Here is a 12,993-nt window from a genome sequence, read left to right as displayed (position 1 = left end):
CTCTCAAACTTACCTGATAATGGGCTATCATTTCATCTGGTCGGGCATCATATCACTGTCCGGAAATTATTCAATGAATTGGTTGACCAATTTATTATTTACAGCTTTATTCTGGTGTTAATTATGCGGGCTTACCTTGCAGTGATAAGCCCGCGACTGGATTACTTATCCGCTAATGCATCAAAACCTTTTACATATTCTGCAATAGCAGGATTTTGCAACGCGGTATCATGCATTGGTTTTACTGCATCGATAAATGGTTGTTTTTCTACAGTGACGAATTTTACGCCCATTGATGACTTCGCTTTATCGATAGCTTCGTTAGTCATTTCGGTCCATAGTTTTTTGTGGTACATCATGGAGTCACTAGCTGCTTTTTTCAAAGCCTTCTGCTGCTCTTCTGTCAGATCATCCCAAGCTTGAGAGCTGATCAGCAATACATCCGGAATCATAGTGTGTTCATCCAGACTGTATACTTTTGACACTTCACCATGACGGGAAGTTGTCAGTGCTGTTGGGTTGTTCTCTGCGCCGTCAACCACACCTTGTTGCAGAGCAGTATATAGTTCACCATAAGCCAGAGGTGTTGGAGAGCCCCCCATCAGTTTGATCATTTCAACGGCAGTCGGACTAGGCTGAACACGAATCTTCATCCCGGCCAGATCAGCGGGTGAATTGATCGCCTTGTTAGCATAAAAATTACGGGAACCACCATCGTAATAGGTCAGACCAACGAATCCTTTATCATGGGAAGCAGCCAGAATTTTTTCACCGACTTCACTTTGCATTGCCCGGTAGTAGTGGTCGCGGTCTTTAAAAATATAAGGGATGTTAAAGGCACCATAAGATGGCTCAAATGATTCCAGCTCACTGGCATTAGATTTAACCATCTGCAGAGCACCGTTTTGCATCAATTCCATTGACTCACGCTGAGTACCTAACTGGCCATTCGGATAGATACGGATTTTCACCTCTCCATCGGTCAGATCTTTTACTTCATCCGCCATGAACTGCATTGATTTATGCACAGGGTGAGTTCGATCCTGGTTATGGCTTAGTTTCAGAATGGTTGCTGCATAGGTAGGCAGAGAGGCTGTAGAGGCAATAGCGCAAGCAATAAAGGTTGCGATTGCAGTTTTATTCCCAAACATAGTTATTCTCCGTTTTTCATCGTATTTGATGAATTTATGGGGTTAGCTCTTTCTTTAATTTGGTTGACCAAAAGTCATATTCGTTATTGCGTTGTTTAATTTGCCCCAGCCAATTTTACATTTCAAACATAAAATGAGAATAGGTTGACCAATATCACAAACAAAAATCACAATTGGACTGACCAATAATAATGTGATCTTGATCGCTTAGATAATCAGAACAAGTAATTATAATCGCCCCACCTCTGCGGTTTTACCATACGAGCAAATATTGGTATGACCAATAGTTATTAAAAGTCTGATTGGAAGGGACAATGAAAAAACTAATTGCCATCATGGATAAGTCCCTGTCACTCTTTTGCATATCTCTCAGTAGCTTTCTGGTGATATGCGTAGTCTGGCAGGTCTTCTCTCGCTATGTATTAAATTCTCCGAGTACCACAACAGATGAAATTGCCCGGTTTCTGTTTATCTGGGTCGGTCTGATGGGAGCCGCTTATACCTTAGGAAAAAAACGCCATCTGGCGATCGACCTGATGGCGATGAAACTGGAACACCTTCCGGTAAAACAAGCGGTACTTCATTTAATAATCAATCTGATAAGTATCTTCTTCGCAAGCGTCATTATGATCTATGGCGGAGGCTCTCTGATGCTAAAAACATTGGCAACAGGTCAGGTATCTCCGGCACTTGGAATAGAAATGGGTCTGGTATATGCCGCCGTTCCTCTGTGCGGGTTCTTTATGCTGGTGTACCTGCTACAAGATGTTATCGCCAATTTATCAACCATTAGCCAACCTGTAAAAGGGTCATCAAATCTAGAAGGAGAAGTCTGATGGAATGGCAGATTATTATTGTTTTATTTGGCAGCTTTTTCTTTTTCCTCGGCCTTGGAGTACCTATTTCTTTTGCCATCGGTGTAGCCTCTCTGCTTACTGTCATGCTGCAGTTGCCGTTTGATGCTTCTATCGCCGTTATTTCCCAGAAAATGGCTTCAGGTCTGGACAGTTTTGCTCTGCTGGCAATTCCGTTCTTTATTCTGGCCGGTAACATCATGAATCAGGGCGGTATTGCAATGCGCCTGATTGAATTCGCCAAAGTTCTGGGCGGCCGCCTGCCGGGCGCTCTGTCACATGTTAACGTTCTGGCAAACATGATGTTCGGTTCTATTTCCGGTTCAGCCGTTGCATCAGCAGCCGCAGTTGGCGGAACCATGTCTCCGCTGCAGAAAAAAGAAGGCTACGATCCTGCCTACTCAGCTGCTGTGAATATTACGTCTTGTCCAACCGGGCTGCTTATACCACCAAGTAATACTTTTATTGTTTACTCGTTGATTTCCGGTGGTACTTCTATCGGAGCCCTATTCCTTGGCGGTTATATTCCAGGACTGATTATGGGACTGAGTCTGATGATCGTCGCCGGTATTATTGCTAAAAAGCGCGGTTATCCGGTATCCGCTAAACCAACCCGCTCAGAAGTGATCAAAAAAACACTGGATGCACTGCCAAGTCTTGGACTTATCATTGTTATTATCGGCGGTATTATCGGCGGTATTTTTACAGCAACAGAAGCCTCAGCCATTGCCGTCGTGTACACTCTGGTCCTTGCCGTTGTGTTCTACCGGGAAGTGTCCTTTAAACAACTGCCCGCCATCATTCTGGAATCCGTGGTAACCACCTCTATCGTTCTGCTGCTAATCGGTGCATCTATGGGGATGTCATGGGCGATGGCAAACGGTGATATTCCATACATGATCAGTGATGCTCTGATGTCTGTATCAGAAAACCCTATCGTTATTCTGATGATCATTAACCTGACACTGCTGGTTGTGGGTGTATTTATGGATATGACTCCGGCACTGCTTATCTTCACGCCTATCTTCCTGCCTATTGCACTGGATCTGGGAATGGATCCGGTTCACTTCGGCATCATGATGACATTTAACCTGTGTATCGGTATCTGTACACCTCCGGTAGGCAGTGCCTTGTTCATCGGCTGCTCCGTAAGTGGCGTGAAAATTGACCGGGTAATCAAACCACTACTGCCATTCTACGCTGTACTCGTCCTGGCTCTTGCACTGGTGACCTATATTCCTCAGCTTAGTCTGATTCTTCCGCAAACCTTCTTAGGTTATTAAGTCAGGCATTCCTAAGTCATTCTAATGGTTAATTCAGGGCGACTCGCACTCGCCCTGCTGCAAATAAGGTTAATTCAAATGAAATCTATTAAACAATGGCGCTTTCTATCCGAACAGAACAACCGCATTGATATCGAATGTGATGGCCGCCACCAGCTACAGCTTTATATTCTGGAAGATAATCTGATCCGTATTCTGTTTAAGAATAAAGGTGAACTGCGCCTGGACAGAACCTGGACTATTGCTCCCGGAGAAAGTGATGTGCCATGGGAAGGCAGAGACAGACATTCTGCTGAAGGTTTCAGCCTGCCGGCATATCAGCTTCAGCAGACAGAAGATACTCTGCAAATCGAAACCGCTAAATTGCGCCTGACCTTACACACCCCTTTATGGATGGAATGGGAATATAAATCCGGCGATAAATGGCTGCCTTTGGCACATGACCGCAAAACCGGGGCATTCCAGCTTTCTGTTGAAGGTAAGGGTGTTGCGCATTTTATGAACAGAAAAGACAACGAACTCTACTATGGCCTTGGTGAGAAAACCGGTAATCTGAACCGTGGCGGCCGCCGCTTTGAGATGCGAAATCTGGATGCGATGGGCTATAACGCCAGTGAAACCGATCCTCTGTATAAGCACATCCCTTTTTATATAACCCGTGTCACTCAGGAAGATGAATCCGCCAGCTTTGGCCTGTTCTACGATAATCTGGCAAGCTGTTGGTTTGACCTGGGTAATGAACTGGACAACTACCATATTAAATACCGTAGCTACCGGGCAGAAGATGGTGATCTGGATCTGTACTTTGTATTTGGCAACACGATTGGCAATGTCACCAAAGAATTTGTGCGCCTGACTGGCGGTACGGCATTCGGCCCTCGCTGGAGTTTAGGTTACAGCGGTTCAACCATGCAGTATACCGATGCTGAAAACTCACAGGAACTGCTGGAAGGCTTCGTACAGCAGTGTGCAGATAACGGCATTCCATGTGATTCTTTCCAGCTCTCTTCCGGTTACACCTCCATTGGTGATAAGCGTTATGTGTTCAACTGGAACTACGATAAAGTGCCAAATCCGGAAGGGATGGCAGAAGTCTTCCACCGCGCAGGGCTGAAGCTGGCTGCCAATATTAAGCCATGCATGCTGCATAACCACCCTAAATATGATGAGGCCAGAAAGCAGGGGCTGTTTATTCTGGATTCAGAAGAAGATACACCGGAAATTTCCGTATTCTGGGATGACGATGGTTCTCACCTGGACTTTACCAATCCAAAAGCGGTGAAGTGGTGGCAGGATAATGTAAAAGAACAACTGCTGGCAAAAGGTATTGATTCCACCTGGAATGACAACAACGAATACGAAATTTGGGACAAAGAAGCTCGCTGTTTTGGTTTTGGTCAATCCATTCCTGTTGGTCTTATCCGCCCTCTTCAGCCTCTGCTGATGATGCGAGCCTCTTACGAAGCACAAGTCGAATATGCGCCTGATATCCGACCTTATCTGATCTCACGCTCCGGTTGCCCGGGTATGAACCGTTACGTTCAGACATGGAGCGGCGATAACCGCACTAACTGGAACAGCCTGAAATATAACATCCGCATGGGTCTTGGTATGAGCTTGTCCGGTCTGTATAACGTCGGTCACGATGTCGGCGGCTTCTCCGGCGACCGTCCAGATCCGGAACTGTTCGCCCGCTGGGTTCAAAATGGCGTCATGCACCCTCGCTTTACGATTCACTCATGGAACGACGACGGTACAGTGAATGAACCCTGGATGTATCCTCAGGTTACACCAATTATCCGTGACGCAATGGCTCTGAGATATCGTCTGATGCCGTACCTGTATGATCTACTGTGGCAGGCTCACCATGATGATGAACCTATGCTGCGTCCGACGTTTCTGGATCACGAGTATGATGCAAATACATTCGAAGAATGTGATGATTTTATGCTGGGACAGAACCTACTGGTAGCCTCTGTGGTTGAACCGGGACAACGTGAAAGAGATGTCTATCTGCCGGCAAATGCATGTGGCTGGTACGATTTCTACACGGGTCAATGGTTCAGCGGCAATCAGATGATCACGTTACCGGCACCGCTTGAACGTCTGCCACTGCTGGTGAAAGCCGGTTCTGTACTGCCAACCAGTGACAGAATTGCTCACAGCAACAGTGCAAAAGACACGACACGTAATCTGGAGATTTTCCCGCTACAGGGTACAGGCACCAGCACAGCGGCTTTCTTCGATGACGACGGGGAAACCAACAACTATCAGAAAGGACTGTACCTGCAGGTCGGTATCGAAATGACATGCGATCTCGACAGTATTAAGCTTTCTGTTTCCGCCGAAGGTAATTACCAACCAGCTTATGACAGTTATAAACTGCTCCTGCCGGAAAATGAACAGCGTCAGCTCATCATTAACGGACAAGCTTATCAACACACTGACTTACTGCCACTGTCAGCACTTCTGAAAGGATAAGGTAAATAACATGAATAACAATATTTCTAACAGCCCACTCAGCAATGGGATCACGCTTCCGGTCTATGACCGGAGTGTACTGAAAAGCCGTATCGTTCATCTGGGATTCGGTGCATTTCATCGTGCTCATCAGGCTCTTTTCACGAATGAAATGCTGGGAAAAACCAATACTGACTGGGGTATCTGCGAAGTTAACCTGATTGGTGGTGAAGCACTGATCGAACAATTACGCAAACAGGATCATCTGTATTCAGTCGCAGAAAAAGGCGCGGGATCCACTGAAGTGAAAATTATTGGTTCTGTGACAGAATCGATGCACCCGACATTTGACGGCATTGACGCCGTGTTAGAAAAAATGGCGGAACCTCAGGTCGCTATCGTTTCTATGACCATCACAGAAAAAGGTTACTGCACCGATCCTGCTACCGGTAAACTGGATAAAAACAACCCGCTTGTGGTACACGATCTGGAAAACCTGAGCGCACCTAAATCGGCTCTTGGCTATATCGTTCAGGCACTGAAACTGCGTCGCGAACGGGATCTCCCTGCCTTTACCGTATTGTCCTGTGACAATGTGCAGGAAAACGGCCATGTAGCAAAAGCGGCCATTCTGGAATTTTCCCGGTCAGCGGATAAGGATTTAGCTGAATGGATTGAAGCCAATGTCACTTTCCCCTGCACTATGGTTGACCGCATTGTTCCGGCAGCGACCGAAGAGACCCTTAACGATATTACGGAACTGCTGGGTATCGCAGACCCATGTGGTATCGCCTGTGAACCTTTCCGTCAGTGGGTCATTGAAGACAACTTCGTTGCCGGCCGCCCAGAGTGGGATGTCGCTGGCGCAGAATTCGTTGCTGACGTGGTGCCTTATGAAGAGATGAAACTGCGTATGCTTAACGGCAGCCACTCCTTTCTGGCTTACCTTGGCTATCTGGGCGGTTATGATCATATCTCCGATACCATGACCGACCAGGGTTACCGCCAGGCTGCATTCGATATGATGATGAAGGCTCAGGCTCCATCACTTGTGATGCCAGAAGGTACCGACTTAGAAGCCTATGCCCGGATGCTTATCGAACGCTTCACTAACCCTAGCCTGAAACACAGAACCTGGCAGATTGCGATGGATGGCAGTCAAAAGATCCCACAACGTCTGGGAGGCAGTCTGAAATACCACCTGGAAAACGGATCTGATTTCTCCTGGATTGCTACCGGTATCGCAGGTTGGATGCGTTATGTTTCAGCTGTCGATGAGCAAGGCAATGCCATTGATGTGAGAGATCCTATGGCTGAGCAATTGAAAGCGATTTGTGAGCAGCATGGTCTGAACGTTTCTGTCGTCCCTGCATTGCTTGCGGTAGAAGCCATTTTTTCACCGGAACTCGGCCAGAACCCTCAGGTTATTCATGCCGTATCAAAAGCTTACCAGTCATTGGTTGACCATGGTGCCCGAGCCACCGTCGCGGCACTGTAAAAGGAGAAAATGATGAAAGAATTTATGTGCGAAGATTTTCTTCTGAGTAATGAAACAGCGAAACGCCTGTATCATGAACATGCAGCCGATCAACCAATCTATGACTATCATTGTCATCTTAATCCGGCGGAAATCGCCGGGGATCGTCAGTTCGCTAATCTTGGTCAGATCTGGCTGGAAGGTGACCACTATAAATGGCGGGGCATGCGCTCCGCCGGCATTGACGAGCATCTGATCACTGGCGATGCCAGCGACTATGAAAAATATCTGGCCTGGGCGAAAACCGTCCCCATGACACTGGGTAACCCGCTCTATCACTGGACCCATCTGGAACTGCGTCGTCCGTTCGGTGTGACAGGCAAACTGTTCAGCCCGGAGACAGCCGAATCTATCTGGAATGAGTGTAATGAAAAACTGGCCAGTCCGGAGTTTTCGGCACGCGGCATTATGCAGCAAATGAAAGTGAAAATGGTTGGCACCACGGATGACCCGGTTGATAGTCTGAAGCACCACGCAGCACTGGCTCAGGATGACTCTTTTTCTATCGCCGTCAGACCAAGCTGGCGTCCGGATAAAGCCTTCAAAATCGAGCTGGACGGATTCTGTGATTATCTGTCTCAGTTATCTGAAGTCACCGATATTGATATCAGAACCTTCGGTCAACTGCTTTCTGCGCTAGAAAAACGTCTGGATCATTTTGATGCCCACGGCTGTGTGGCTGCCGACCACGGTATTGAAAACCTGCGCTTTGAAGCAATTCCGGATGAAAAAACACTGGACACTATCCTGACCGACCGGCTGTCAGGAAAGACGCTGACCGAACAACAGATAGGCCAGTACTTTACGGCCGTTCAGGTATGGCTGGCCAAACAGTACACCCGGCGTGGCTGGGTTATGCAGATGCATTTAGGGGCTCAGCGTAACAATTCTACCCGTATGTTTAACCTGCTGGGTCCTGACAGCGGTTTTGACTCTATCGGCGACAGCAGTATCGCCTTCCCTCTGGCAAGACTGCTGGATGAGATGGATAAAACCGATAACCTGCCTAAAACCATCCTGTACTGCCTGAACCCAACCGATAACGAAGTGCTGGCTACCATGATAGGTAACTTTCAGTCCGGCGGTATTCCGGGCAAGGTACAGTTCGGCTCAGGCTGGTGGTTTAACGATCAGAAGGATGGCATGATCCGCCAGATGACCCAGCTCTCTCAATTGGGTCTTCTTAGCCAGTTTGTGGGTATGCTGACCGATTCACGCAGCTTCCTTTCTTACACCCGTCATGAATATTTCCGGCGCATTCTGTGCGATATGGTTGGTACCTGGGCTGAACAGGGTGAAGTCCCGAACGATCTGTCTCTGCTTGGCCCTATGATCGAAAATATCTGCTTTGGCAACGCAAAACGTTATTTCGAAGGCGGGAGATCCTGATATGAAGCAGATCGCCATTATTGGTGAATGCATGATAGAGCTGAACGGGAAACCGTTTGGCTCTATGCATCAGACTTTTGGCGGGGATACGCTGAATGCTGCTATCTATCTGGCCCGAAGCAATCAGGCTCACCCGTCGGAAGCCTCTATTCAGGTATCGTATGTCACCGCGCTGGGGCAAGACCCCATCAGTCAGGGTATGCTGACCCGCTGGCAGGACGAAGGCATCGATACGAGTCGGGTGCTGCGCGATCCCCAGCGCTCTCCCGGGCTGTATCTGATCCAGTTGGATGAACAGGGTGAACGTACCTTTCTTTACTGGCGTAACCAGTCGGCAGCCCGTTATCTGATGCAGCATCCGGATTTTGAGCAACGGAAGCAGAGCTTAACACAAGTGGACATGGTGATGCTCAGTGGGATCAGTCTGGCTATTCTGCCTGACAACGATCGGGCTGAAATGTTGATGCTGCTCAAAGAGCTGAAACAAAACGGCGTTGAAATTGCGTTCGACAGCAACTACCGCCCGGCTTTATGGCCCAGCGACGATAATCAGCAAACAGTGAAAGACAGTTATCAGGCCATGTACCCGTTAACCGATCTGGCGCTGGTTACGTTTGATGATGAACAGTTGCTCTGGGGGGATGCCACTCCGGAAGCGACCATTGCCCGCCTCTCTCAGCTTGGTGTCAGTAAGATTGTCGTAAAACTGGGAGCCGATGGCTGCCTTATCGGGTCTGCCGGTTATCCGACCATTGACACCGTTCCGACCATCCCTGTTGAACATGTGGTGGATACCACTTCTGCCGGTGATTCATTTAATGGCGGGTTTCTTTCCGCCTATCTGGCCGGGAAACCAATGGCAGAAGCATGCCAGCGAGGTAACACATTGGCCGGTATCGTTATTCAGCACCGGGGAGCGATTATCCCCAAAGAACTGACTCATCCCATTTTAGAACATTAAGGAAAGGACATGCCAACAATTACACAGCAGCTAACAGCACTGAAAGTGATCCCGGTTATCGCCGTTGATAATGCCGAAGATATTATCCCTCTGGGAAAAGCACTGGCTGAAAATGGTCTACCCGCAGCAGAGATAACCTTTCGCTCTGATGCAGCGGCTGAAGCCATTCGTCTGCTGAAACAACATCAGCCAGAGATGCTGATTGGTGCCGGAACGGTACTTAACCGTGAACAGGTTATCGCCGCCAAAGAAGCCGGTGCATCATTCATCGTGTCACCGGGTTTTAACCCCAATACCGTAAAAGCGTGTCAGGAACTGAATATTGACATCGTCCCTGGAATAAACAATCCAAGTGCTGTTGAAGCCGCTCTGGAAATGGGACTCACCACCTTGAAGTTTTTTCCGGCAGAAGCATCAGGCGGTATAAACATGGTGAAATCACTGCTTGCCCCTTATACCGATCTTCAACTGATGCCAACCGGAGGAGTCACGGCAAACAACATAAAAGATTATTTGTCGATTCCACGAGTAATCGCTTGTGGCGGAACCTGGATGGTGGATAAAAAACTGGTTGCCGAAGGTAACTGGGAAGAAATTGGCCGTCTGACCAGAGAAGTTGTTGCACTGGTTAATGAGTGATTAATCTGCGCTGAAATATCTTATTTTTTAGTTTTCAAGGCGAAATAAATATCGTGCAACTATACTAGTGATGAAGCCAGAAGCAACCACTGCAGGGAGTGTTTTATGGAACTACACAACAAAGCTGGTGATGTGACTAAACTAGCCGATAACCTGACTCTGAAAGAAGTCGCTGATATGGGATTTACTATTGATCTGTGCGATGCCCGATTCGATCCAAACGAACACTGGATGAACGACGAAGAAGATCAGCGTAAAATACGCAAAGAATATCCTGAAAGATAATTTCAGAACAGAACTGACTAATGGCAAGCCAGCTTTATAGCTGGCTTGAATTATATGCCTGTCCTGATAAGTATTTATCATGAAGTTTCATTAACCGGGAAAAGGCTTTTTGTGTATTTTTGAAAGCCGCTTTGCGAGACTGCCTATTCGTTTCACCAAGCAGATAGCTTTCGGCTATCTGATCATATTCAACAGCAGCAGTGTTAAATATTTCTTTAAACTGATCTATCTGCTGCATAACCTGTTCATCAAAAAGTTGAGTTTTTTTCATAGCCATACCAACCTAACCATCCTTACATATTCACATATTCTGACGCCAGCGGTTTACCTGATGATACTGCATTATTGATTCTTTAAGATGAAGTCTAGTGCATAAACTCCCTATCTTCCATCCACAATCTGCTTCTATACCAAAGTAACACCGCAATACTTCTTCAATGAGATCACTTCAGCATAGAGTTAACGATTATATAATCCATTGATTGATTGCCATATAAACCCTTCGTCAGGAGAGGTTTTTAGTTACTTCATGGCAAAGATGTTTAAGTTCCAGAATATCCTGCAGCGATAATTTTACTTTACATAACATCTGTTCTGGAATGGATAAAGCTTTATCTCTCAACTTTGTTCCGGTTTCTGTCAGAGTAATCTCCCGGACTCTTTCATCACTCAGGCTCCGACGACGAATAATCAGTCCCTTTAGCTCCAGACGCTTAAGCAATGGTGTCAATGTTCCGGAATCCAGACTCAGTTGATGCCCAATCTCTTTAACATTCAAGGGTGCATGTTGCCATAAAACAATCATCGCCATATATTGCAAATAAGTAAGATCCAGCTCTTCAAGTAAAGGGCGATAAGCCCGGATAATCGCATTGCTGGCACTGTAAAGTGCAAAGCAAACCTGGTCCTCAATACCGACAATAGTGTCTTTTTCTTTCATCCCGTGCCACTCATCCAAAAAAGATTGTGTGCAATATACTTGTCCGAGCCATAAAAATCCAATATTGACTGCATAATTTTAACACCGACAGGATCACACCAGTGTACCGTCTTCTCTCCTGTTCTGAAGTTTCTATACCTTATTCTTGTTGAGCAATTACTCTATATAGAGCAATGATATATTTAAACTAATTAAATACCATATCTGATTTTCATTATTCTTACTCTGCCAACATATAGATAATGATATATATTCATCACTAATCGGTGAAGAAACTTATTTTTTCACAATTAAAATAAAATCACATTCATTCTATATTTTGCTGTATGCATGGATATTTCTGCTATCAAAAAACAACTGTGATTACAGTCTGACATTCCGACCAATTCACAATTATACTGACTCTGCTTTTTATCGAAATAACAACAATTAATAATACTTGACGTGAAACCTAAGGACTAATATATGAAGACTAAATTAACATTAGCTTTACCCTTAATATCGGTATTAATATCAGGTAATGTTTTTGCAAAATCTCTGACCGTCGGCTTCTCTCAGATAGGTTCCGAATCTGGCTGGCGAGCAGCTGAAACCAGTGTGTCAAAAACAGAGGCTGAACGCCGGGGGATTGAACTAAAAATATCAGATGCTCAGCAGAAACAGGAAAATCAGATAAAAGCAGTACGCTCATTCATTGCACAGGGTGTGGATGCCATCTTTATCGCTCCCGTGGTTCAGACTGGCTGGGAACCGGTTCTGGAAGAAGCGAAAGACTATGATATTCCTGTATTTCTGCTAGATCGGGGCATTACCGTTGATGATGAATCCCTTTATATGACCGCCGTAGCAGCAGACAGTGTCCATGAAGGTAATGTCGCCGGTGACTGGTTAATAGATAAATTAGCTGGAAAACAATGTAACGTTGTCGAACTACAGGGAACTGTCGGAGCCAGCGTGGCAATTGATCGTAAACAGGGCTTCCATGAAGCCATTGCCAAAGCCGGCAACATTAAGATTATCCGTACTCAGTCTGGTGAATTTACCCGTAGTAAGGGTAAAGAGGTGATGGAAAGCTTTATTAAAGCAGAAAACAACGGAAAAAATATCTGTGCCTTATATGCTCACAATGACGATATGGCACTGGGGGCTATTCAGGCAATAAAAGAGGCCGGATTACAGCCAGGAAAAGATATTCTCATTGTATCAATTGATAGTGTTCCGGATATCTTTAAGGCGATGATGAAAGGTGAGGCCAATGCCACAGTTGAATTAACTCCAAATATGGCAGGTCCGGCATTTGATGCACTGGAAAAATATCTGGCAAATGGTACAACTCCGCCAAAACATATCCAGACTATATCTAATTTATATGAGCCTAAAGATGCAGAGAAACAGTTAAGTCTTAAAAAAGACATGGGCTATTAAATACCAACTTCAATTCGTTGTACATCATTAATAATGTCTCTTCAGGTAGCACTGAAGAGACATAAACGG

The 12,993-nt window shown here is 46.0% G+C and carries 12 protein-coding genes; 9 read left to right on the top strand and 3 right to left on the bottom strand.

Going from position 1 to position 12,993, the window contains the following annotated elements; genetic code table 11:
* Positions 1-161: 161 nt before the first annotated feature.
* Complete coding sequence (locus CSW98_RS05095) at positions 162-1,151, bottom strand: TRAP transporter substrate-binding protein (RefSeq protein WP_100799380.1); 990 nt, start codon at positions 1,149-1,151, stop codon at positions 162-164.
* Positions 1,152-1,465: 314 nt separating this feature from the next.
* On the opposite strand from CSW98_RS05095, the gene CSW98_RS05090 reads away from it, so the two are divergent.
* The 8 genes from CSW98_RS05090 to CSW98_RS05055 all read left to right on the top strand — a co-directional run bounded on the left by CSW98_RS05090 (position 1,466) and on the right by CSW98_RS05055 (position 10,559).
* Positions 1,466-1,987 carry a TRAP transporter small permease gene (locus tag CSW98_RS05090; RefSeq protein ID WP_100799379.1) on the top strand — a complete coding sequence of 174 codons (522 nt, stop codon included), beginning with the start codon at positions 1,466-1,468 and terminating at the stop codon, positions 1,985-1,987.
* A complete protein-coding gene (locus CSW98_RS05085) occupies positions 1,987-3,288 on the top strand; it encodes a TRAP transporter large permease (protein WP_100799378.1) in 1,302 nt (433 codons plus the stop codon). Before CSW98_RS05090 ends, CSW98_RS05085 begins: the two co-directional genes overlap by 1 nt.
* Before the next feature lie 78 nt (positions 3,289-3,366).
* Complete coding sequence (locus CSW98_RS05080) at positions 3,367-5,769, top strand: glycoside hydrolase family 31 protein (protein ID WP_100799377.1); 2,403 nt, start codon at positions 3,367-3,369, stop codon at positions 5,767-5,769.
* 10 nt (positions 5,770-5,779) lie between these two features.
* Positions 5,780-7,246: a fructuronate reductase gene (locus tag CSW98_RS05075; RefSeq protein ID WP_100799376.1), complete on the top strand. Its 1,467-nt coding sequence runs from the start codon at positions 5,780-5,782 to the stop codon at positions 7,244-7,246.
* Positions 7,247-7,258: 12 nt separating this feature from the next.
* Positions 7,259-8,674, top strand: a complete 1,416-nt coding sequence (gene uxaC / locus CSW98_RS05070) for a glucuronate isomerase (protein WP_100799375.1) — start codon at positions 7,259-7,261, stop codon at positions 8,672-8,674.
* 1 nt (position 8,675) lies between these two features.
* A complete protein-coding gene (locus CSW98_RS05065; protein WP_100799374.1) occupies positions 8,676-9,635 on the top strand; it encodes a sugar kinase in 960 nt (319 codons plus the stop codon).
* A 9-nt stretch (positions 9,636-9,644) separates the two neighbouring features.
* Positions 9,645-10,274, top strand: a complete 630-nt coding sequence (locus CSW98_RS05060; RefSeq protein ID WP_100799373.1) for a bifunctional 4-hydroxy-2-oxoglutarate aldolase/2-dehydro-3-deoxy-phosphogluconate aldolase — start codon at positions 9,645-9,647, stop codon at positions 10,272-10,274.
* A gap of 105 nt (positions 10,275-10,379) precedes the next feature.
* Positions 10,380-10,559: a hypothetical protein gene (locus tag CSW98_RS05055; protein ID WP_100799372.1), complete on the top strand. Its 180-nt coding sequence runs from the start codon at positions 10,380-10,382 to the stop codon at positions 10,557-10,559.
* Between the two features lie 34 nt (positions 10,560-10,593).
* On the opposite strand, the gene CSW98_RS05050 is transcribed toward CSW98_RS05055, so the two are convergent.
* Complete coding sequence (locus tag CSW98_RS05050; RefSeq protein WP_100799371.1) at positions 10,594-10,836, bottom strand: hypothetical protein; 243 nt, start codon at positions 10,834-10,836, stop codon at positions 10,594-10,596.
* A 228-nt stretch (positions 10,837-11,064) separates the two neighbouring features.
* On the bottom strand, positions 11,065-11,499 hold the full coding sequence (gene ohrR / locus CSW98_RS05045; protein ID WP_100799370.1) for a transcriptional regulator OhrR: 435 nt from the start codon (positions 11,497-11,499) through the stop codon (positions 11,065-11,067).
* A 465-nt stretch (positions 11,500-11,964) separates the two neighbouring features.
* On the opposite strand from ohrR, the gene ytfQ reads away from it, so the two are divergent.
* Complete coding sequence (gene ytfQ / locus CSW98_RS05040) at positions 11,965-12,924, top strand: galactofuranose ABC transporter, galactofuranose-binding protein YtfQ (protein WP_100799369.1); 960 nt, start codon at positions 11,965-11,967, stop codon at positions 12,922-12,924.
* The last annotated feature ends 69 nt before the right edge of the window (positions 12,925-12,993 follow it).

This window comes from Vibrio sp. HA2012 (assembly GCF_002812955.1).
GTDB lineage: Bacteria > Pseudomonadota > Gammaproteobacteria > Enterobacterales > Vibrionaceae > Vibrio.
Note: the sequence above shows the minus strand (reverse complement) of the source record. Positions and strands in the feature narration are given on the sequence as shown.